The sequence below is a fragment of the Bacillus sp. CPT56D-587-MTF genome (assembly GCF_058792335.1).
Map to the genome: position 1 here is coordinate 3,745,957 of NZ_JBYTEF010000001.1, position 22,823 is coordinate 3,768,779.

The window sequence follows — 22,823 nt, forward strand, 5'->3', positions numbered from 1 at the left end:
TTCATCTCTTCCCCTCTTTTGTTATATGTATAAATAAAGCATGATACGTTGCCATTATCCCTTCATTTCCCGTGAAGTCTCTTTCGTATATGCGTAGCATCGCACGAAAGAGTGAGGGACTTTGACAATATGATCCTTCATTGCTATTAGTTGCTCCTACTTTTCGAATAGAATGCAGAAACTCCTTAACTTCTGTAAAACTCTCTATGTAACATGTTTCAGAAACATGCACATCCCCTGTTTCTATCTTACATATATGAAGCAACTGATTTTTTGAATAAAAACGTTGACCAATCGATGTTTCATTTTTTATATTTCTTTCTTCTTTCGCACGTTGGAACGAAGCATGCAATTCTTGAAACGTTTCATGTCCAAACGTTGAAAAGAGTAATATCCCATCTATAGACAAATGTTGAAATAAATTTCTTAACACTTGTTGTAAATTATTTAACCATTGAAATGTAGCATTTGAAATAATGACATCATATGATTCTTCTAATCGTAATCGCTCAATATCTTCACAGTGAAACGTTACATTTTTTACATTTTGTCTAGTTTGCGCAATCGCAATCATACTTTCAGCAAAATCAACTGCTGTAATATGTGCTTTCGGAAATAACTTTGATAATTGCTCTGTTACATACCCCGTCCCGCATCCCAGTTCTAAAATGCGTATTGATGCCGTTTCACTATATCGTTCCTTTAAGATTGAAAGTAATGAATGTGCCATCTTTTTTTGTACATTTGCATATCGATCGTAAGATACGGCTGCCCCATTAAACCGTTTTTGTAGTAACGTTTTGTTGATCATGTCGTATCCCCTCTACAAATTGAATTATCTCATTTGCGCAATATTCAAAATTTGTCACACATAATGCATGCCCTGCTTCACTTACTACTTTCAGCTCGCTGCTGCTATTTTCCGTCATACTACGTGCCGCAGACAATGGGCATATTACATCCTGTTCTCCGTGAATAAGTAGTATAGGTACTTTAATTTCTTTTAGTTCTTCTCTCATATCTGTTTCTATTAAATAATCCAAACCTAGTTGTAAAGACTGAATAGAATCACCTTTAAAACGGTCTACAATGTCTTCAAAGTTTTTATTCTCTTTTAGCTCATCTTTCGTAAACATATTTTCATAAAACCGCTTGAGCGTATCTTCTTTCCTTCTCGCCAAATTCCTTTTCAGCCGTTCTACATGCAAAGCATTCCATCCGTTACTGTAATCGCTCGTATTTGTAAATTTAGCAGTACCACCAATTAATACGATGCCTTTTGCCTGAATCTTTTTATAAGCTTCAACTGCTGCTAACGCTCCTAGTGACCATCCAACCAATATTACGTTGTCATTATGCGCTACATCTATAATTCGTTCCGCAAATTCACTTCGTTCTTTCACATTACGCCAATCTATGCATTGAACAGAATATCCTTTAAAATACGGAAGTACTAAATCCCAAATATTCTCTTCCATTCCCCATCCGGGGATAAAAATAATCTTTAGCTCATTCATACGAAAAGCTCCTCTTCTTTCGCAATGTGGATAATTCGGTCAATAGCCCATTTTAAATCAGCTATTGTATGTTGCGATGTAACTGCAAAGCGAATTCGAGAACTATGAACCGGCACAGTTGGCGGACGAATTGCAATAGCCGCAATCCCTGCCTCTTGCAACCTTTTACTAAACCGTAAAGCATGTTCATTTGAACCGACTACAATCGGTACAATATGAGTTGAACTATTCCCAATATCAAAACCAGCATCCCTTAATTTAGTTCTGAAGTATTCTCCGTTTGCTATAAGGTTCTCTCTTCTTTCGTTATCTTCTTTTACAATTTCAATTGCTTTTTGCACCGCTCCTAACGTACTTGGTGGTAAAGCTGTAGTAAAAATAAAGCTTCTCATCATATTTTGTAAATACTCTATATAAATTTCATCACCTGTCAAATACGCACCATAACACCCTAAAGCCTTGCTAAACGTCCCCATATGTATATCAATTTTTTGAGCAAGATTTTTTTCTATATGAGATAACCCAGCTCCGCCGATTCCATATATTCCACTCGCATGTGCTTCATCGACTATAATGATTGCCCCGTATTTCTCTTTCAGCTGTACTAAATCTCTCAAATACGCAGTATCACCATCCATACTAAAAACGGTATCTGTTACGATTAATTTCCTTTTTTCAGGCGAAGCCATTTTCAACAACTTCTCTAAATGATCCAAATCATTATGACGATACCTTTTATGCTCTGCCCCGCTTAATATGATTCCATCAACAATACTTGCGTGATTTAACTTATCACTAAAAACAATATCGTGCCGAGAGGCTAAAGAAGATATGGCACCTATATTTGCCGTATATCCACTATTTACAATTAAAGCTCTTTCAGTACCTTTCCAGTCACATATGCTTCTCTCAACCTCTTCATATAATGGATGATTTCCTACAACGAGACGAGAGGCAGTCGCTCCAGTTCCATATCTTTTTGTACAGGCAATAGCAGCTTCTTTTAACCTTTCATCTCCAGCTAACCCTAAATAATTATTTGACGCTAAATTTAACATCCTTTTTTTATCTCGAATAAGCCAAGTCTCTTCTGCCTTCTCTGTTACATATAAATCACGATACTGCCCTTGCTCATGTAATTGTTGTAATTTAGATTGAAGGTGCGCCCGCCACGTTTGATTCATTTTGGATAAACTCCTCTAATTTTGAAATCATAGTATGTTCTTTTGCAGATTCTAATACTTCTTCTTTCGTAAACTCACCTGCAAAGAATGGCAATAATCCTAAAACTGGTACCCCGCTCAGCTCTTCAATCATCTCTTTATTTTCTTGCACTCTTTCCATTTCACATTCTTTGCAACCTGATAAAATGACACCCACTACGGTTAAACCATGCGCCTTTGCGTAAGCAATCGTTAACACTGTATGATTTACTGTTCCTAATGTAGGACGAGCTACTACAATAAGAGGCAACTGTAATTCTTTTGCAAAATCAATTACTAAAGCATCTTCTGTATATGGGACAGCAAGCCCACCTGCCCCTTCTACAAATAAGCTATTAAACTCTTTTAATAGTTCATTATAGTAATCAGTAATTTCTTTTAACTTTACTACTCTTCCAGCTCTTTTCATGGCAAGTCTCGGAGCAAGTGGTTCTTCAATAGAATAAGGGCAAATTTCATTTTCTGGTGTCGGTACACCTGATAATGCTTTTAACCTTGCCGCATCTCCCTCAGGGTTTGATGCAACATGCCCACTTTGCAACGGTTTATATACTCCGATGTTATATCCCAATTCTCTAAATACACCGGCTAATGCACCGGCAACGACAGTTTTCCCCACTTCAGTATCTGTTGCTGTTATAAAAAAACCACTCATTATTCTCCCTCCGTAACATCCGAGATTGCCTTATATAAAATGCGTAACATATCATCAATCTCTTCAAAAGTAGAAGCAAGTGGTGGCATAAATACAATCGTGTTACCTAGCGGTCGTAAAATCATACCCAGCTCTCTTGAGCGTTTACATACTTGAACACCGACTCTTTCTGTCCAGTCAAACGCTTCTTTCGTTTTCTTATTCTTCACAAGCTCAATACCAACCATTAATCCGCACTGACGAATATCACCTACATGTTTATACGCAAAGAGCTTTTCTAATTGCGCTGTCACATAATCCGTTTTACGTGCCACTTCTTCTATTAAATTTGTTTTTTCATATAGTTCTAGATTCGCGATTGCTACGGTACACCCTAACGGATTACCTGTGTAGCTATGTCCATGGAAAAATGTTTTTTGTTCTTCATATTCTCCTAAGAAGGCATTATATATTTCATCTGTCGTTACCGTAACTGCAATTGGTAAATATCCACCTGTTAAACCTTTCCCAGCAGTTAAAATGTCTGGCGTCACATTTTCATGTTCACACGCAAACATTTTCCCTGTACGCCCAAATCCAGTCGCTACCTCATCTGTAATAAATAATACATTGTACTTTGTACATAAATCGCGCAGTCCTTTTAAATATCCTTTTGGCATTGTAATCATTCCGCCAGCACCTTGCATTAATGGCTCTACAATGATGGCAGCTACTTCTTCATGCTTTTCTTTCAACAATTCTTCCATTTCTTCTAAATGTATTTTTACAATTTCCTCCTTATTATTTCCGTAAGGAGAACGATATGTATATGGATACGGCATTTTAATCGCATCAAATAAGAGCGAACTATACACTTGGTGAAACAAGTCTATTGCTCCTACTGAAACAGCTCCAATTGTATCACCATGATATGCTTCTTTTAATGTAACGAATCTTTGTTTCTTTGGTTTCCCTTTATGCTGCCAATATTGGAAAGCCATCTTAATTGCAATTTCAACAGCGGTAGAACCTGAATCAGAATAGAATACCTTCTTCAATCCATCTGGTACAACCTCAATAATTTTTTCTGCTAATAAAATAGATGGAACGTTAGCAAGTCCTAACATAGTAGAATGAGCAATTTTATTTAATTGCTCACGAATTGCTTCATCTAATTCCGGTACTTGATGTCCGTGAACATTTAACCATATAGATGAAACACCATCCCAATATTCATTACCATTTACATCGTATAGTTTTCTTCCCTCTCCACGTTCAATAATGACAGGATCTTCTTCTAAATAATCTTTCATTTGTGTAAATGGGTGCCATACGTAAGCTTTATTTTTCTCTGCTAATTCTTCATATGTATAAGATGATTTTTCAATCGTTCTACTATTTATTGTCACAATTGTCACCCCTAATGTTAACTTGTTTATAAATATAGTTAACATTAAATCCGAATGACTGTCAATTATTTTAAAATCAAATAGTTCTTAAAAAAGAACAACTTATCCTACGATAAGTTGTTCTACTTTCCATGCTGTATCTTTCCAATTTCTAAAATAATTTCTTCATCTTTTTTCCCCTCTGTATCAATTCCAAGTTGCTTAGCGTGCTCAGTTAATAAATCATGACGCTTCTCAAATCTAGCGGTATTTACTTCTTTCGTAACCTCTTCTTTTGTTTTCCCCTCAGTAGAAACTCCTAGTTTTTCTGCTGCTTTTTCCATTGATTTCTTCTCTTCTATTTCTTTTACTTTCTTCACTTCTGACTGTTGTATTTGCTTTTGTTTCAACTGCTCTGATTCAGCCGCAAAAACTGTGTAAATTCCAGCACTTCCTCCAATAACTAATAAAGTGGTAAAAAGAATTATTTTTTTCTTCACTCTTTCCTCCCCCTTTCAAATTCATTATAACGTACATTTTTACAGCGTTAAAAACAATTATCCTTTATTTCCCTAAAAAAACATTTAATATTTTTATTGACATGTAAGATGAAAATATGATAAAAATTTAACTAACATCATATGAATCGGCGTTGATAGGATTTAGTAGTATTTCGATTTCTGATTTCAGAGAGCTGGTGGTCGGTGCGAACCAGTACAGAGCGAATTATGAATTACCCCCTGGAGCTTCTTTTACGAAACGTGAGGAGTAGTGAAAGACGGTTATAGACCGTTATGTCTAAAGAGTGGTGAAACGACACTGTTTCACAATTTAGGGTGGTACCGCGAATTTTTCGTCCCTGCATATATTGCAGGGGCGTTTTTTATTTTATAAGCGCATATCATATGACCCTTTATTTTGTGACGCATTCATTTCACAAGCTAGGGTGGTACCGCGATTTCTTCGTCCCTGCATAATTATATGCAGGGACGTTTTTTTATCCAATCATTTCCGTATCATATAGAAGGACTAACAATTACCGGTAATTTGTCACAAAATTCTAAATTTTAGAAGGAAATATACAATATTGGCGAATTTTATATAAAAAAGAGCTATTTCACATTACTTAGGAGGGGAAAACAATGGTTTCAAAAATTGAGTCTGTTCTTTTAACAATTTTTATCTTTTTCTGTATTGGTTTTAGTGTTATTCAATTAGAAGTTTCACCACACATTCCAATTTTATTTGGTATCGTTCTTTTATTAGCATTTGGATTCCTGAAGAGAATCTCTTGGTCTACTATGGAGAAAGGGATGATTAGTAGTATTTCAGCTGGTATTCCATCTATATTTATTTTCTTACTTGTAGGCGTATTAATTAGCGTTTGGATTGCAGCTGGAACTATTCCCACTTTAATGGTATACGGCTTCCAACTTGTATCTCCAAAAATTTTCGTTCCAACTGTTTTTGTTGTTTGTGCAATTGTTGGAACGAGTATCGGTAGTGCTTTTACAACTGCTGCAACTGTAGGACTTGCCTTTATGGGAATGGGTACTGCCCTTGGATACGATCCAGCTCTTATTGCTGGTGCAATTATTTCTGGTGCATTCTTCGGAGATAAAATGTCTCCTTTATCTGATACAACAAACTTAGCGCCTGCTGTAACAGGTGTAGATTTATTTGAACATATTCGTAACATGCTTTGGACAACAGTGCCAGCTTTCATTATTGCTTTTATCGCATTTTTCATTTTAGGAAGCGGATCTGGTGGAAACGTTGATTTCTCAGCATTTATTAACACACTAGAAAAAAATGCAACGATTTCTATCGTTACACTGATTCCTATTTTATTACTGTTCCTATTCGCATTTAAAAAGGTACCCGCAGTTCCAACATTACTTGCAGGAATTGTGGTAGGGATTATTATTCTCTTTATTTTTAAACCTAGCACTTCTTTAGCTGATTTAATAAAAATTATGCAAGACGGTTACGTTTCTAAAACTGGTATCAAAGACATTGACAGCTTATTATCTCGCGGTGGCCTGCAAAGTATGATGATGTCAATTGCTCTTATTTTCCTAGCTCTTTGTATGGGAGGATTATTACAAGGAATGGGTATTATAGCGCAGCTGATGAATATTATCTCTAGCTTCGTAAAAACTAGTACACGCTTAATTATTTCTACTGCTTCAACTGCAATTGGTGTAAACTTCTTACTTGGTGAGCAGTACTTATCCATCGTTTTAACAGGACAAGCATTTGCTAATAAATACGATGAAGTCGGTTTAGAACGTCGTAATTTATCACGAGTATTAGAAGATGCTGGTACAGTAATTAATCCACTCGTACCATGGGGTGTAAGTGGCGTATTCTTAACAAACGTTCTTAGCGTTCCAACATTCGATTACCTGCCATACGCAATCTTCTGTTTAGCATGTCCAGTCGTAACCATTATTGTCGGCTTTACTGGATTCGGTCTTTCATGGAAAAAAGAAAAAGCAGTACCAGTTTCATAATATAACAAAAAGGATTACCAAATCGGTAATCCTTTTTATATTTCTTGACTATCTATTCGCTTTCTTTCTTCTAAATAACAGAAGTAATCCCGCTCCAACAAACGCAAGACCAGCTCCAATTGTAGAAGCAATACTTGCACCTGTTTTCGGTAAATCACGTTCATCTTTTTCAGCTTCTTTATTTTCACTTACAGTTGTTGTTTCTTTTGTATTTTGATCATCTGTTGTAGTTTGTCCAGATCCAGTATTGTTTCCATCTTGCTTTGGTTCATTACCATTATTACCTTCTTCTGTTGGCGGTGTTGTTGGGTTTCCTTCACCAGTTTCTTTATCATCATTTTTCTTCGTTATATCAATTGCATATTTCGCAAATTCATTTTCAGATGGTCCAACATATGAAATCTTTCCATCTTTCTTTATATACTTTTGTGCATTTGGTGAAGAATCAAATGTTGTATTTAATTTATCTGCAACAATCGGTTTAAATGTCCAATTTTGATCAGCTGCTGGATCAATATCTTTTATTTTTTGCATATACTTCACAATGATTTGACGTGTTTCATCTTGTGATTGGTATACAACTTCCCCTTTACTTACACCCGGGAACGTCTGGCTACTTCCACGATAGTTATTTGTAGCAACGATGAACTCTTGATTGTCAGCTACTGGCTTACCTTCATATGTCATATTTACAATACGATTCGCATTTGCATTTACAACTTTTCCATCTTTATCGTATTTCGCCGGTTGTGTTACATCAATTTCGTATTTTAAGCCATCTAAAATATCGAAATTATATGTAGGATAGCCTATATTTACTAACGGCTGTTCTTCTGTTTTCTTTGGATTAATTTGATTAAACTGACCTGCAGACATTTCAAGCCATTCTTTCACTTGTGCCCCATTTACTTTTACAGCATATAACGTATTTGGATATACATATAAATCTGCAACGTTTTTAATTGCTAACGTTCCAGCTGGAATATCAGTATAATATGTCGCACCGTTTCGGCCACCTGCTTTAAATGGTGCGCCTGCAGATAAAACCGGAATATCTTTAATCTTTTCGTACTCTGGTTTTTTAAGTTCTTGTTCTACATACCATTTTTGCGCATTTGTCACAATTTGTACAGAAGGATCATCTTGTACTAATGAAAAATAACTATTAATTGGTGCTTTCGTTTCACCTACATGTGTATTTACATATTCGATTGTCTTTTCATGTTCATCTTTAATTTCATTAACTAATTTTTGATCAGATTCTACTAATGGGGTACCTTTACTATTAGCAATCGGGCGAAGTTGTGGCTTAGATTGATCTTTTTGCACTTCCCATTTTCCGTTTACCTTTTTCAATTGCATATCAATAATACCTAAGTTACTACCAAAAACACCCGGCATTACAACTGGAACACCATTAAATACATCCTGCACTTCAGTATGTGAATGTCCCATTAATACTGCATCTACGCCAGGAACTTGTGTTGCTAAATGATATGATGCATTTTCCATTTTATTCGCTTCTTTATATTCGCTCTTATCGACGCCTGAATGAGCCAATGCAACGATAATATCTGCACCCTCATCTTGCATTTTTTTCACCATTATTTTTGCTGTTGCGACGATGTCTTTCGCTTTTACTTTTCCTTCTAAATTCGCTTTATCCCAGTTCATGATTTGTGGTGGAACAAATCCCATTACACCAATTTTCACTATTTGTTTTTGGCCTGCTTCATCCACTACTTCTTTCTTTAAAATATGATATGGTTTAAAATAATTTTCATCGTTCTCTTCCTTATCATCATGGTCATCTTTATATACATTGGAGTTAATAACCGGGAAATCCGTTTTTTCAATCACTTTGTTTAAATAGTCTAAACCGTAGTTAAATTCATGATTCCCAAGAGAGATGACGTCATACTTCATTAAATTCATTACACGATATAATGGATGTGTATAACTAGGATCCACAGGATTCTTCGGATCTTTTATTTTATTTGCTACATAATCTCCAAGCGGTGTCCCTTGTAATGCATCTCCATCATCAAATAGGACAGAGTTTTTCGCTTCTTCACGTGCTTTATTAACGAGTGTTGCCGTTTGTACGAGACCTACTTTATTATCTGTTTTCGTTTGATAATAATCGTAATTCATTAAGTTAACGTGAATATCTGATGTTTCTAGAATTCGTAAGTTAACTGTACTCTCCCCAGCGTTCTCATCTGCATGAGCTGTTGTTGGCATTACTTGCGGTGCTATAACACCAATCGCAAGAGTTGCTCCAGCTAGCATTTTTTTTGACTTTTTCACAAAAAATCCCCCTTATACAATTACCAGAAATAATGAAATGAATCCCTATCTGTCTCTAACCACATACCTTTTTTCTTCTATTAGAGACACAATTTTCATTTCACCCTGCGCTAACGAGTAGTCCCCTTAAACGCCCGATTGATGAAGACTAACAATTAATAGGACATAAAGCTCCCACTAATTAAAATTTCACCTTATCTGACATTATCATATATAAAGTTCTTTCCTATCGTCAATATTTTTTGACAAACTTCAACAAATTTTCTGTAAAGTTATTATAAACTTTTCATAAACATATAATATGCCCTTACATTGCTAATACTGCTGAATATGATACAATTACCAATTACAAGGAGGATGAATTTATGAAAAAAGTCATCTTAACAATTGTTTGTCTCCTCCTTCTGATCATTTCTTATTCTTATTTTGAAAAGAACGACGAGACAAAACAAAATGAACCCGAAGAAAAAACAGAAAAAACATCTACTCCAAGTTGGATTGATAAGCAAACAAACGATTCCTTTTATCATCTCGTACTAGGTGATTCGCTCGCCAAAGGATATGGATCAACACAAGGTGGATTTGCTGAATTAGCCTCTAAACAAATAGAAGCACAAATTCATAAACCAATTACTGTAGAAAACCTTGGGATAAACGGTCTTACAACAGATCGTCTCGCTAAAAAAGTTCAATCAGAAGATGTAAAGCAAAAAATTAGAGCAGCAAATATCATTACAATTAATATTGGGGGAAATAATTTATTTCGCTTAAATCGTGATGTCGGTGTTATAGACGGTATTAAAATGTTAAATAAAGAAAAAGCTCATTTTGAAGCGGATGTAAAAAATATTGTAAAGACAGTCCGAGATCAAAATCCGGATGCTTTACTCATTCTTTCTGAACTCTATAACCCGTTACAACTCGATGACTCCATCGCAAGTTATGCAGATATGTTTTTAGATGGCTGGAATGAATCTGTTTATTCCATTTCCAAAACAAATCAACCATCTATCGTTTTACCAATTCGCAAATTAATATCGAATGATAAAAAAGAGTTATTATTTGACCAAGTACACCCAAATGATAACGGCTATGCAATTATTGCCAATACATTTACAAAGCAAGTGTTATCCTACAAATATTAAAGCGACCATGAAACAATTCTATTTTTATAACATGTCTTTTTTGTTACAATGATAGTGGAAGGGGGCCTTTATATGGAATCACGCGAGTGGGAACGTATTGTTGATCATCTTCTTTCGCTAGTGCCTCTTTTTTATCGCAAATTTATGCTTCCTGGAGAATTTTCTTCTCAAAGACATATGCCGCCATCACATACACAAGTATTACTGCTTTTGCATGAAAACGGCACATTAGCAGTTTCCGAAATCGGCAAGCGGCTAGCGATTTCACGGCCTAACATGACACCTCTATTAAACAAACTTATTCAAGAAGAACTAATAGAGCGTCATTATAGCGAAAAAGATCGACGGGTCATTTTAATTTCCCTAACAGCTGAAGGGAAATTATTAGTAAATCAGTATCAGCAATTCATTTTAGACAAACTAAAAGAAAATTTCCAAACATTATCTGAGGAAGAGCGCGAAAGGCTCATTCATTCTCTTCAAACCATTCAAAATTTAATTTTGAAAACAAACGTATAAAGCTGCTTCTAAATAGAAGCAGCTTTATGATTCGTAATAGTTACCATAGTACACATTGGAATATGGCCATGTTGTTAAATATGGTTTTTTTTCCTGTGTAGGCTGTTGTTGTGGTAATTGTGGTATTTGTGATAATTGCTGTAATTGTTGTTGCCGATATAATTCGTATTGTCTACTCGTATCATAAACCGGATAGTAATTTACATATGGATATACTTGAGGTACGTAATAATAATACATTATCCTCTCCTCCTTTTTCTTAAACATATTCAAAGGAGAAAATGGATGTGACATTGTTTATAATTGTACAAGTGGTTCTCTCACTCGTTTCTTCCTTTTCTTCAAGCGTAACTTACGGTTCTTTTCGTATAAATAATGCACAACGAAATACGAAATGAGACCAAACACAACTCCTAAAATCGTCATTCCAATTAATACATACACTTCACTTTGTAATAAGCTCTTTAATATCGTAAAAATGTGACTTGAAAACAAGTCCGATATCGTAAATGGTTCATGATGAATTTTCTGTACATGAAATGGATAAATCATTTTTCCTAGCGCATACGCAAGCGGAAATAAAAATACTGGGAGAAACGATATTTTCCCAATAATATTGCCAATAACTGCCGCAGGAAAAGATCCCTTTGCTAACCTGACGATTGGATAAAATATTACATATACGAGCGATGCCGTATAAATGACTAACATTTCTAAGCCGAATCCTATAGCAAACCCTAACGATACTTTCTTTGCGCCTTCTGGCGATCGAAGCAACTTATAATATTGAAACTTTAATATTCTCCACATCCGCTGAAAAAACGAATATGTTTTCTTAGTTGTTTTCACCCTCATCATCTCTTTAACTATATTTTTATATGTAGTATGTCCTTACACACTCTGAAAAACAAATTTAGTTTTCTCTTTTATTATAAATGATATCGAAATGGTTAACTAAATATACATATGACATTTTAATATAAAAAAACCTCCCTTTTAGGAATGCTCTTCTACATTTTTAAATAAACTCACTAATAACGCTTTTTGAGCATGCAATCGATTACCAGCTTGCTCAAAGACGATAGACTGCGGTCCATCTATAATTTCTCCTGTTACTTCTTCTTCACGATGGGCAGGTAAACAGTGTAAGAAACGATATGTTTGCTTCGCATGCTTAGCAAGTTCGTTATTGATTTGGTATGGCTGAAATAAAGTATATTTCTCTTCTTCGCCCTCTTGCCCCATGCTCATCCAAACGTCAGTATAAATGAAATCAGCTTCATTCACTGCTAATTCAGGATCATGCAAAACTTCAATTTCAGCTCCTGTTTTCTTGGCAATCGCTAACGCTTTTTTTACAATCTCTTCATTAGGTTCATATCCTACAGGCGTTGCAACAGTCATATGCATTCCGACTTTTGCACTCGCTAGCAACAATGAATGACATACATTATTTCCGTCACCTACGTAAGCCAATTTTATTCCTTTAAATGTATTTGTTTCTTCATATATCGTCATGAGGTCTGCCAATGCTTGACAAGGATGATGATCATCCGTTAAACCGTTAATAACAGGAATACTTGATTCTTTTGCAAGCTCTTCTACATCCGCGTGCGAGAATGTACGTATCATAATCCCGTCAATATACTGCGATAATACTTTCGCAGTATCTGAAACAGTTTCTCCTCTTCCCATTTGCATCTCTTTTCCACTTAAAAACATACCATGTCCCCCGAGTTGTACCATTCCCGCTTCAAAAGATACACGAGTACGAGTTGAATGCTTATCAAAAATAAGCCCTAATATTTTGCCTTGTAATAAAGGCTCTTGCTTATTCTTTTTTAAATATATAGCGAACTCAATTAAAGAAATAATTTCTTCTTTCGTTAATTCTTCTAGTGTTAAAAGATCTTTCGTATTTAATTTCGGTACTTGTACAGTTGACATGAAACTTCCCCCTTATATGATTGATACGTTTTTTGTACAAACTACTTTTTTTATTATATATACTGCCTGTTCTAACTCTTCATTCGTGACAATGAGTGGCGGTAATAGTCTTATAACATTAGGGCCTGCTTGTAATACGAGAAGCCCTTCGTTTTCTAGTTGTTCTATAAAACTTGCAACTTCATGCTTACACTCAATCCCAATCATAAGCCCCTTACCACGTATATTTTGAATACATTCGACATGCTGTAATTCCTCTTGCAACTTCTCTAATACGTACTCGCCCTTTTCTTGTACTTCTTTTAAAAACGATGGTTTTTTACTCACTTGCAATACTTCTTTCGCTGCAGCCATCGCGATGTAATTCCCGCCAAAAGTTGAACCGTGTGATCCTGCAGTAAACGACGTTCCGAGCTCTTTCCGGCCAATCATCGCTCCGACAGGAACCCCATTCCCAAGTGCCTTTGCAACGGTAACGATATCAGGCTCTATTCGCACTTGTTCATAAGCGAATAGTGTTCCAGTTCTTCCTATCCCCGTTTGTACTTCGTCTATAATAAATAAGGAACCGAACTTATTACATAATGCTTCAATCTCTTTCAAAAAAGATAGATCGGCAGGTATTACTCCTCCCTCTCCTTGAACAACTTCTACCATTACCGCCGCAACTTCTTCATTCATTACTTCCTCTAATGCTTTAATATCATTAAAAGGGATATGTAAAAAAGATGGAAGTAATGGACCAAATCCTTCTTTTACCTTATCTTGGCCTGTTGCACTCATCGTTCCAAATGTTCTACCGTGAAAAGACTGCTGGCATGTTACGACGAGAGATTTTCCAGTATGCTTACGTGCTAACTTTAAAGCCGCTTCATTTGCCTCTGCCCCACTATTACAGAAAAACACATAATCTAATGCTCTATTTTCTGTTAATAATGACGCAACTTCTTCTTGTAAGCTGTTTGTAAACAGGTTAGATATATGCCATATATCATCAAGTTGCTCTTGTACACCTTTGAGAACAGTAGGGTGACAATGTCCTAAATTACATACGCCAATTCCTGATGTGAAATCTAAATATTCCTTACCGTTATTATCAATAACTTTCGTTCCAGTTCCCTTTACAAACTCAATAGTTCTTCTGCCATACGTTTGAAAAAGATGACTCGTCATGCAATACTCACGCCTTTCGTTACCGTCGTTCCAATACACTCTCCCGTAACCTCAGTAAAATCTTTTGTACCATTCACAATACTTATCTTTTGCACTCCCATTTTTAATGATGCTAGTGCCGCCTGTACTTTCGGAATCATCCCACCTGTAATAACACCTGTTTCTATAAAAGTTGCAATTTCAGATTCATCCGTTTCCTTTACCAAATTCCCTTCATGTAATATTCCATCTACATCCGTAATAAAAACAAGCTCTTTTGCCCCTAACGCGGCCGCAATCCCAGCCGCAGCATTGTCCGCATTTATGTTATAAATTTCATTACCATTTACCCCGATTGGAGCAATAACAGGAATATACTCCATATTTATTAATCCTTTTAATAAAGCTGTTTCTACATAACTTACTTCCCCTACATATCCTATCTCTTCGCTGACAGGTTGAACTTGAAGTAAATTGCCGTCACACCCTGAACAACCTACCGCAATTAAATTATGCTTTTGTAAATTCATTACGAGTTTTCTATTCGTACTTCCGCATAGCACCATTTGAACAACATCCATAACTTCTTTTGGTGTTACGCGTAATCCATCTCTTTTTTCTACGTTGATGTTACAATCTTTTAATTTGGCATCAATTTCTGGCCCACCACCATGAACAATCACTACTTTATACTTCTGTTGCAATTTCTTTATACATTCAAAAAACACATCATTTAATTGATTCAACATACTACCGCCGCATTTCACTACCATATAATCGCTCATCTTCTCTCTCCTTATGTACGATAACAAGCATTTATTTTCACATATTCATAGCTTAAGTCACAGCCCCAAGCTGATCCTGTCTCTTCACCTAAGTGTAAGTACACATTAATCACTATTTCATCTTCTTGTAATCTCTCTTTCATTTCTTCTTCAGAAAATATTTGAGGCTCACTATTTTTTAATACCGATATAGATTGAAGAGTAATGTCAATTGTGTTCGTATTAATAACTACTTCACTTTGTCCAATACTGCTAATAATTCGCCCCCAGTTTGGGTCTTCACCATGTATTGCTGTTTTCACAAGACTCGAACCGACTATTTGCTTTGCAATTTTTTTTGCCTCTTTATTCGTTTGAGCTCCTAGCACATTTACTTCTATTAACTTCGTAGCGCCTTCACCATCTTGCGCAATTTTTTTTGCTAAATCTTCACATACCTTCTGTAAAGTACATACGAAAGTTTCCCAATCTGTATGTTCCATATTTATCGGGCTTGTTTCTGATAATCCACTTGCCATAACGATGACCATATCATTCGTAGAAGTATCTCCATCTACCGTAATTTGATTAAATGTATGATTCGTAATTTGGGATAATGCTGTTTGCAATACGTCATGCTCTATATGAGCATCTGTCGTAATAAAACTAAGCATCGTTGCCATATTCGGATGAATCATCCCTGAACCCTTTGCAACACCCGCAATCGCCACTTTCTTCCCATCAATAATCATTTCATAGCAAGTTTCTTTCGTGATAAGATCCGTCGTTAAAATTGCTTCAGAAAAAGAATACGCTCCACTTTCTTCCTTCGTCGGTATAAGAGTTGCAATCCCCTTTCGAATTATATCCATCGGCAGTGGAACACCAATTACACCTGTTGAAGCTACTGCAACGTAATTTTCTTTCACTCCAAAATGTTCCGCCCCTAACGCGCGCATCTCGTATGCGTCTTGTAATCCTTGCATTCCAGTACAAGCATTTGCATTTCCACTATTAACGATAATTGCTTGTAACTTCCCTTCTGCCGTTATACTATCCTTCGTTACTTGCAAAGGGGCTGCTTGTATTTGATTCGTTGTATACACAGCGGCACATGATGCTGGTACGTCACAAACGATTGCCCCTAAATCCTTTTTCTCCTTTTTCAGACCATTTACAGTACCAATTGCCGAAAAGCCTTTAGGCGTTACAATTGAACCATTTTCTAATTTTGTAATAGACGCTACTTTAATCATCATGTCCCCCTTATAGATAAAGCGGCATATGTTGTAAACCTGTTGTCTCTTCTAGTCCCGCTATTATGTTTGCATTTTGAATCGCTTGCCCAGCCGCGCCTTTCATCATATTGTCTATAACAGAAACGACTGTAACTCTTTCAGTTCTTTCATCGTAAGCTATGCCAATATCACAATAATTTGAGCCTCTCACTTCTTTTGGACTTGGAAATTTCCCTTGCGTACAAATTCGGATGAAAGGCGATTGTTCATACGTTTCTTCATACAATTTTTGAAGTTGCTTTATTTCCATCTTTTGTTTTACTTTTGCATAAAGTGTAATCATAATTCCTCGTGATATCGGTATTAAATGTGTGCTAAATGTAATTGGCTGTGATCCATTATTCCATTCTGTAAGCATTTGCTCAATCTCTGGAACGTGCTGATGCTCATTCACTTTATAAATGTGCAAGTTATCATATAGCTCAGGAAAGTGAGTCATTGTTGTTGGTGTTTTACCTGCTCCTGATACCCCTGATTTCGCATCAATAATAATCGAATCTTCTTCAATCATGCCGCTACGTACTAACGGCGCTATCGCTAGCAATGTGGCTGTAGCAAAACATCCTGGGTTTGCAATTAAATTTGCCTTTTGAATCTCAGTCCTTTTCCATTCACTTAACCCATACACTGCTTTTCTAAGAATTTCTTCTTTCGCTGCTGGCCTTTTATACCACAGTTCATATGACGAAGGATCTATCATACGAAAGTCTCCAGATAGGTCAATTACTTTTAAACCTTCTGCTACTAACTTGGGAGTTAACTCCGCTGATACTCCTGCTGGTGTTGCTAGAAATACGATTTCTGCTTCTTTCCCTATTGTCTTCACATCAATTTCTTGTAACGTATGAAAAAGGACATTTCGAAGATGCGGATATACATTTGTTATACACTCACCAACTTGCGAAAAAGAATGAAGAGATGCTATAGAAAAATATGGATGTTGTTCTAATAAACGAATTAATTCAATGCCCCCATATCCAGTGGCTCCAATAATTGCGACTTTCATAAGTTCCTCCTCAAATCGATTCTTTAAATTAAGTATGATTATAATATTGTATATTTATAGAGTCAATTAAATATTTATAAATTTTTAAATCTAAAAAAACTTAATTTTATTAGAAAAATAATATACTCAACCGAATTTTTATACAAAAATAGTGCATAGTAGTTTTTTTATTTCACTTCAAGTACAATAAAACAATACATACGTACATACAGGCGGGAAAAAATATGAACGAAAAATTAATTGAGAAAATGATTATAAAAAGTTTTCAGCAATATCAATGCAGTCCAATATCAAAAGAAGATCAGGAAATGCTAGTGAAACATATTCAAACGGTGGCTCATTCAAATATTGAAATTGATTTATACGAGGAGATTGAGGATATTGTTTATGATTATGTGACTGGAAAACAATAAAAAATAGGAGATTTCCATGTGGAAATCTCCTATTTTTTACTTAATGATTTACCTGCTACACGTTCAAATAAACCTGGGAATAAAGCATAAAGTTTTGGACCAATTCCCATCCACTTCGGTAAGTTTACTTCACGTTTTTTCGTGTGCATCGACTTTACGATTTGTTCTGCTACGTATGTTGGTTTTAACATGTAACGTCCCATATTCTTTACATATGTACCAGATTGATCCGCTATTTCAAAAAAGTTTGTATCTATCGGACCTGGATTAATTGCTGTAACATAAATATCTGTATTCGCTAATTCCATGCGTAAACTATTCGTAAATCCTAATACAGCATGTTTCGTTGCTGCATACGCACTTGATTTCGGAGTTGCAATTTTTCCGGCAAGTGAAGCAATATTAATAATATGTCCTTCGTTCTTGTTTACCATATAAGGTAGTACCGCTTTCGTACATGCTACTAATCCAAATACATTTACTTGGAACATATCTTTTACTTCACCCATTGACGCATCTTCAAACGTTTTAAAAATACCAAATCCCGCATTGTTTACTAATATATCAATACGTCCCACTTCTTGTAATACCTTTGAAAAAACAGACTGTGCTTCCATCTCTTCACTTACATCTAATACATAATAATAGCAAGGCGTATTATAAGTTTCTTTAATTTTGTCTACTAACGCTTGTAGTTTCTCTTCTGTTCGAGCCATTAATACTGGAGTCGCTCCCTGTGCTGCAACTTGCATTGCAACTTGCTCACCAATCCCACTAGAAGCACCTGTAATGACGATTACTTTATTTTGTAAACGTCCTGTCATTGCTGCCACCTACTTTGCATAATAAATCAATTGTTGCGATGACTCATCAATCATCACTTGTTGATTATATGCTAAATAGTCCAATTGTCCAACCGTTTCTGAAATAGTAAGTGGTAATTGTTCTTTATATAATACCGGAAATAGTTTTACACATACTTCAAATGCTGTCATTGGTTTTTCCTTTAATAATTCAAGCACTTTAAAAGCACGTGTTTCTTGCTTTTGTAATCTCGTTTCAATAAGTTGTTTCACATTTAGAACATCTTCCCCATGCCCTGATAAAATGCGTGAAATATTCATTTCGCTTAAACGCTGTAATGTTTGATTATATTGTAGTAATGGGCGTGCCCGCTCTGTTTGCCCTTCATATGGCGGTTCTAGTATTGGATTCGAAGAAATATGACTAATGAGAGCATCTCCACCAATTAATATTCCATCAGATTCTCTATATAAAGAAATATGAGTAGAAGCATGACCTGGTGTTTCAAGTACTGTAAATCCAGGCAAAGAATCAATACGATCTCCTTCTCTCACAGTATGCGTTAACGATCTATTACAAGAATATTTAAGTGTCCTCGTCGTCAATAACGACTCGTCTTTCAAAAATGCTGCTGGCACACCAAACTGTAAGGCCGTCTCTCTAAAAAATTCATGATACCGCTTTAAAAATTCTGGATTTTGTGTAATCCAAGGCTCATTCCAAGGATGTCCAATAATATTCGTCTTCTCAGAAAATATATTTAAAAGTCCACAATGATCTGCATGATGATGCGTAATGACTACTGTTTCAATATCTTCTATCGTATGTCCTAATGCACCTAATTGACTTTCTAACGCATTCCTTGCCTCTTCTGTATTCGTCCCTGTATCAATTAATGTTAATGTCTCCCCCTCAACTAAAAACACATTCACAGTTTCCACTGCAAATGGTACAGGAATCTCCATTCGGTGAATCGCCGTCATGCTTAGCCCCCCTGTCTCTTTCCGGTTCAAAAATGAATACTTCTTCAGTTTACAACTTCTATATATATTTGTCATTATTTTCAGATAAAAAGAGGTGTTTCCTATAAAAAAACGAATGTATGTACATTTATAAGAATTTCTAACCAAAATTAAAGGAGGAACATCATGTCTATTCAAAACATTTCCTTTCTCGGTGCAGGCTCTATTGCCGAAGCTATTATTGGTGGCTTGTTACATGCAAATGTCGTTAAAGGTGAACAAATTACTGTAAGTAATCGTTCTAACGAGACAAGATTACAAGAGCTACATAAAAAATACGGTGTCAAAGGTACTCATAATAAAAAAGAATTACTTACTGATGCAAATATTCTTTTTCTAGCAATGAAACCAAAGGATGTTGCAGAGGCGCTTACCCCTTTTAAAGAATACATAAATAATAACGTGCTTATTATTTCATTACTAGCAGGTGTTTCTACTGACTCAATTAGAAAACTACTTCAAAAAGACGTTCCAATTATTCGTGCAATGCCAAATACATCCGCAGCCATTTTAAAATCAGCTACCGCTATCTCCCCTTCAAAACATGCAACAGCGGAGCATATTCGCACTGCAACATCTTTATTTGAAACAATTGGTCTCGTCTCTGTTGTAGAGGAAGAAGATATGCATGCTGTCACTGCATTATCCGGAAGTGGACCTGCTTATATTTATTACGTAGTGGAAGCTATGGAAGAAGCTGCAAAAAAAATTGGTTTAAAAGAAGATGTTGCAAAATCACTTATTCTTCAAACGATGATTGGTGCTGCTGAAATGCTAAAAGCAAGTGACAAACACCCTTCTATTTTGAGAAAGGAAATTACTTCTCCTGGTGGAACTACCGAAGCAGGTATTGAAGTATTACAAGAACATAAATTTCAACAAGCACTTATTTCTTGTATTACACAGGCAACGAAACGATCACATAATCTTGGAAAAACATTAGAACAACTAACAAAAGAAAAATAGAAAAAGGAGCTCAAGTTTATTTGAGCTCCTTTTTCTATAATTACACTTAGTTATTGTTCTTCCCAAAAATCTCTTCTTGCAGGCGACGACCAGTCGGCGTTGCTGCAAGTCCACCTTCTGCTGTTTCACGAAGTGCTACTGGCATCGTTTGTCCGATTCTAAACATTGCCTCAATTACTTCATCACATGGAATTGTACTCGTTACACCAGCTAATGCTAAATCTGCTGAAATCATCGCATTCGCAGCTCCTGCTGCATTACGTTTTACACAAGGTACTTCTACAAGTCCTGCAACAGGATCACACACTAAACCAAGCATGTTCTTTAATGAAATTGCCATCGCTGTAGCTGCTTGATCTTGTGTTCCACCAGCCATCTCAACTGCGGCTGCAGCCGCCATTCCACTTGCTGAACCAACTTCAGCTTGGCATCCTCCCGCTGCACCAGAAATACAAGCGTTATTCGCAACAACCATACCGAAAGCTCCTGCTGTAAATAAGAATTCAATCATTTCTTCACGTGTAGGCTGCAATTTTTCTCTTAGTGCAAATAGTACACCTGGCACTGTTCCAGCAGACCCTGCTGTTGGTGTTGCACAAATAATTCCCATCGCCGCGTTTACTTCATTTGTTGCAACAGCTTTGCTTACTGCGTCCAAAATCGTATCTCCTGATAAGCCTTTTCCACTCTTCATATACGCTTGAACTTTTACAGCATCTCCACCAGTTAAACCAGTTGGTGATTTCACGCCGCGAATACCACGTTCTACTGCTTGCTCCATCACTACTAAGTTCTTTTCCATACCAGCAATTACTTCTTCACGTGAAATACTTCTTGTTTCCATTTCACATTGAATCATAATTTCTGCGATTTTTACATTTTGTTCTTTAGCTTGCGCCACTAGTTCCGCTGCGTTCCGAAACATGGTGTGTCCCCCCTGCAATTATTCCATAATAGTTACTTGACAAATATTTTGTTGCGCTTTTATTTCTTCAATCACTTCATCTGCTAATAATTCATCTGTTTCAATGACCATAAGCGCTCTTCTTCCTTTTTCTTTACGAGAAACACTCATTGTACTAATGTTAATCTCATGTTTCGCAAGGATTGAAGCTACCGCTGCAATAGCACCGAAGCGATCGTTATTTACAATAAGTAGTGCTGGGCTCGTGCCTGATAATTGAAGATCGAATCCGTTTAATTCTACAACTTCAATTTTACCGCCACCAATTGAGCAAGCAACAACTTCAATTTCATCTTCACCTTTATACAAACGAATTCTCGCTGTATTTGGGTGAGGTGCATTGGCATCTTCTTCAATGAATTCCACTTCAATTTCGCGCTCTTTTGCTATTTCTAGCGCCTCTGGAATACGTAAGTCATCTGTTTCAAATCCTAATATTCCACCGATTAGTGCTACATCCGTACCATGCCCTCGATACGTCTTTGCAAATGATCCATATAACGAAATGCTTACTCTTTCTGGTTCATGACGAAACAGCTGGCGAGCAACTTGCCCCATTCTTGCTGCGCCTGCTGTATGTGAACTTGATGGTCCAATCATAACTGGACCGATAATATCAAATACTGAGCGATACTTCATCATAACTCCCCCTAAACCTCTATGAAAAAATTTTTTACTATTCTATTAAGCTACCGAATTGGTTGCTTTTCCAGTTGCATCACGAATTTGTTCCGATGTACGAATTGAATCGTTTTTAAATAACAGTGAAGCAATATATCCTGAAATAATACTAGTTATCATAATAAATAAGAAACTTAGCATTATCTTCATTTAAAAATAATATAAGCTAATCCACAATAAAGTCTGGTAGCAATCCAAAGTTTAACATAGAACCTCTTACAAGGATAGCATAAACAAGTGAAACCCCCATTGCTTTCATACCCTTTGATACTTTAAAGCTGAAAGGTGAAAAAAGACTTAGTATAAATAATAGTAATATCCTTCTTATTTATAATTTCCATATTGCTCTCTCACAATTTACTCAACTTCATTCGTTACGACAAATGGCTAAATCGCATGTGACCTTAAAATAAATTATTATCTGCCCTCATTATAGCTTGTTTTTAATAAAACGCTTACTTTTAATGAATTTTAAAAGTTCTGAATAACAATCTGTTTTTGCTATTTGTACTACTCGTATGTCGTCTGACTTATATAACAGTTTTTCTAAACAA

Annotated in this window: 23 protein-coding genes and 1 other annotated feature; of the genes, 5 read left to right on the forward strand and 18 right to left on the reverse strand. The window is 36.0% G+C overall.

Features of this window, described 5'->3' with window-relative positions; genetic code table 11:
• Window position 1: 1 nt before the first annotated feature.
• The 6 genes from bioC to AC3WVZ_RS19235 form a co-directional block, all read right to left on the reverse strand.
• A complete protein-coding gene (bioC, locus tag AC3WVZ_RS19210; RefSeq protein ID WP_088343911.1) occupies window positions 2-811 on the reverse strand; it encodes a malonyl-ACP O-methyltransferase BioC in 810 nt (269 codons plus the stop codon).
• Window positions 777-1,517: an alpha/beta fold hydrolase gene (locus AC3WVZ_RS19215; protein ID WP_001004172.1), complete on the reverse strand. Its 741-nt coding sequence runs from the start codon at window positions 1,515-1,517 to the stop codon at window positions 777-779. The genes bioC and AC3WVZ_RS19215 overlap by 35 nt, the downstream gene beginning before the upstream one ends.
• On the reverse strand, window positions 1,514-2,701 hold the full coding sequence (gene bioF, locus AC3WVZ_RS19220; RefSeq protein WP_001077294.1) for an 8-amino-7-oxononanoate synthase: 1,188 nt from the start codon (window positions 2,699-2,701) through the stop codon (window positions 1,514-1,516). The genes AC3WVZ_RS19215 and bioF overlap by 4 nt, the downstream gene beginning before the upstream one ends.
• Window positions 2,667-3,395, reverse strand: coding sequence for a dethiobiotin synthase (gene bioD, locus AC3WVZ_RS19225; protein ID WP_233935268.1), 729 nt, complete (start codon window positions 3,393-3,395; stop codon window positions 2,667-2,669). Before bioD ends, bioF begins: the two co-directional genes overlap by 35 nt.
• Window positions 3,395-4,828 carry an adenosylmethionine--8-amino-7-oxononanoate transaminase gene (gene bioA / locus AC3WVZ_RS19230; RefSeq protein WP_233935270.1) on the reverse strand — a complete coding sequence of 478 codons (1,434 nt, stop codon included), beginning with the start codon at window positions 4,826-4,828 and terminating at the stop codon, window positions 3,395-3,397. The genes bioD and bioA overlap by 1 nt, the downstream gene beginning before the upstream one ends.
• A gap of 77 nt (window positions 4,829-4,905) precedes the next feature.
• Window positions 4,906-5,262, reverse strand: coding sequence for a hypothetical protein (locus AC3WVZ_RS19235; protein WP_233935271.1), 357 nt, complete (start codon window positions 5,260-5,262; stop codon window positions 4,906-4,908).
• A gap of 143 nt (window positions 5,263-5,405) precedes the next feature.
• Window positions 5,406-5,626: a binding site (T-box leader), on the forward strand.
• A gap of 278 nt (window positions 5,627-5,904) precedes the next feature.
• Here AC3WVZ_RS19235 and nhaC point away from each other — a divergent pair.
• Window positions 5,905-7,278 (forward strand): Na+/H+ antiporter NhaC, encoded by a 1,374-nt coding sequence (gene nhaC / locus AC3WVZ_RS19240; RefSeq protein WP_000253736.1) that lies wholly within the window; start codon window positions 5,905-5,907, stop codon window positions 7,276-7,278.
• A gap of 48 nt (window positions 7,279-7,326) precedes the next feature.
• Here the strand turns inward: nhaC and cpdB are convergent, their stop codons facing one another.
• Complete coding sequence (gene cpdB, locus AC3WVZ_RS19245) at window positions 7,327-9,588, reverse strand: bifunctional 2',3'-cyclic-nucleotide 2'-phosphodiesterase/3'-nucleotidase (RefSeq protein ID WP_233935273.1); 2,262 nt, start codon at window positions 9,586-9,588, stop codon at window positions 7,327-7,329.
• 365 nt (window positions 9,589-9,953) lie between these two features.
• Between cpdB and AC3WVZ_RS19250 the strand changes: the two genes are divergently transcribed.
• Together AC3WVZ_RS19250 and AC3WVZ_RS19255 are read left to right on the forward strand one after the other, a co-directional pair.
• A complete protein-coding gene (locus AC3WVZ_RS19250; RefSeq protein WP_233935274.1) occupies window positions 9,954-10,733 on the forward strand; it encodes a GDSL-type esterase/lipase family protein in 780 nt (259 codons plus the stop codon).
• 72 nt (window positions 10,734-10,805) lie between these two features.
• Window positions 10,806-11,252, forward strand: coding sequence for a MarR family winged helix-turn-helix transcriptional regulator (locus AC3WVZ_RS19255; RefSeq protein WP_233935276.1), 447 nt, complete (start codon window positions 10,806-10,808; stop codon window positions 11,250-11,252).
• 24 nt (window positions 11,253-11,276) lie between these two features.
• On the opposite strand, the gene AC3WVZ_RS19260 is transcribed toward AC3WVZ_RS19255, so the two are convergent.
• The 7 genes from AC3WVZ_RS19260 to argC form a co-directional block, all read right to left on the reverse strand.
• The gene (locus AC3WVZ_RS19260) at window positions 11,277-11,492 is read right to left on the reverse strand and encodes a hypothetical protein (protein ID WP_000291956.1); all 216 of its coding nucleotides are present in this window, start codon (window positions 11,490-11,492) and stop codon (window positions 11,277-11,279) included.
• A 57-nt stretch (window positions 11,493-11,549) separates the two neighbouring features.
• Window positions 11,550-12,110 carry a DUF2062 domain-containing protein gene (locus AC3WVZ_RS19265; RefSeq protein WP_002005691.1) on the reverse strand — a complete coding sequence of 187 codons (561 nt, stop codon included), beginning with the start codon at window positions 12,108-12,110 and terminating at the stop codon, window positions 11,550-11,552.
• 138 nt (window positions 12,111-12,248) lie between these two features.
• Complete coding sequence (argF, locus tag AC3WVZ_RS19270; RefSeq protein ID WP_233935277.1) at window positions 12,249-13,199, reverse strand: ornithine carbamoyltransferase; 951 nt, start codon at window positions 13,197-13,199, stop codon at window positions 12,249-12,251.
• Between the two features lie 12 nt (window positions 13,200-13,211).
• Window positions 13,212-14,372 carry an acetylornithine transaminase gene (gene argD, locus AC3WVZ_RS19275; RefSeq protein WP_233935278.1) on the reverse strand — a complete coding sequence of 387 codons (1,161 nt, stop codon included), beginning with the start codon at window positions 14,370-14,372 and terminating at the stop codon, window positions 13,212-13,214.
• Window positions 14,369-15,136, reverse strand: coding sequence for an acetylglutamate kinase (gene argB / locus AC3WVZ_RS19280; RefSeq protein WP_233935280.1), 768 nt, complete (start codon window positions 15,134-15,136; stop codon window positions 14,369-14,371). Before argB ends, argD begins: the two co-directional genes overlap by 4 nt.
• Window positions 15,137-15,147: 11 nt before the next feature.
• Complete coding sequence (gene argJ / locus AC3WVZ_RS19285) at window positions 15,148-16,371, reverse strand: bifunctional glutamate N-acetyltransferase/amino-acid acetyltransferase ArgJ (protein ID WP_233935281.1); 1,224 nt, start codon at window positions 16,369-16,371, stop codon at window positions 15,148-15,150.
• Between the two features lie 10 nt (window positions 16,372-16,381).
• On the reverse strand, window positions 16,382-17,419 hold the full coding sequence (argC, locus tag AC3WVZ_RS19290; RefSeq protein ID WP_063220771.1) for an N-acetyl-gamma-glutamyl-phosphate reductase: 1,038 nt from the start codon (window positions 17,417-17,419) through the stop codon (window positions 16,382-16,384).
• A gap of 224 nt (window positions 17,420-17,643) precedes the next feature.
• On the opposite strand from argC, the gene AC3WVZ_RS19295 reads away from it, so the two are divergent.
• Window positions 17,644-17,832 carry a YqzH family protein gene (locus AC3WVZ_RS19295; RefSeq protein ID WP_167316589.1) on the forward strand — a complete coding sequence of 63 codons (189 nt, stop codon included), beginning with the start codon at window positions 17,644-17,646 and terminating at the stop codon, window positions 17,830-17,832.
• A gap of 29 nt (window positions 17,833-17,861) precedes the next feature.
• On the opposite strand, the gene AC3WVZ_RS19300 is transcribed toward AC3WVZ_RS19295, so the two are convergent.
• On the reverse strand, window positions 17,862-18,656 hold the full coding sequence (locus AC3WVZ_RS19300) for an SDR family NAD(P)-dependent oxidoreductase (protein ID WP_233935283.1): 795 nt from the start codon (window positions 18,654-18,656) through the stop codon (window positions 17,862-17,864).
• A 9-nt stretch (window positions 18,657-18,665) separates the two neighbouring features.
• Window positions 18,666-19,619: an MBL fold metallo-hydrolase gene (locus tag AC3WVZ_RS19305; RefSeq protein WP_000125119.1), complete on the reverse strand. Its 954-nt coding sequence runs from the start codon at window positions 19,617-19,619 to the stop codon at window positions 18,666-18,668.
• A 165-nt stretch (window positions 19,620-19,784) separates the two neighbouring features.
• Between AC3WVZ_RS19305 and proI the strand changes: the two genes are divergently transcribed.
• Window positions 19,785-20,624: a pyrroline-5-carboxylate reductase ProI gene (gene proI, locus AC3WVZ_RS19310; RefSeq protein ID WP_000027249.1), complete on the forward strand. Its 840-nt coding sequence runs from the start codon at window positions 19,785-19,787 to the stop codon at window positions 20,622-20,624.
• Between the two features lie 46 nt (window positions 20,625-20,670).
• Here the strand turns inward: proI and sdaAA are convergent, their stop codons facing one another.
• Both sdaAA and sdaAB read right to left on the reverse strand, forming a co-directional pair.
• A complete protein-coding gene (sdaAA, locus tag AC3WVZ_RS19315; protein ID WP_000489461.1) occupies window positions 20,671-21,549 on the reverse strand; it encodes an L-serine ammonia-lyase, iron-sulfur-dependent, subunit alpha in 879 nt (292 codons plus the stop codon).
• Between the two features lie 18 nt (window positions 21,550-21,567).
• Complete coding sequence (gene sdaAB / locus AC3WVZ_RS19320) at window positions 21,568-22,227, reverse strand: L-serine ammonia-lyase, iron-sulfur-dependent subunit beta (protein WP_000877445.1); 660 nt, start codon at window positions 22,225-22,227, stop codon at window positions 21,568-21,570.
• Window positions 22,228-22,823: the final 596 nt, after the last annotated feature.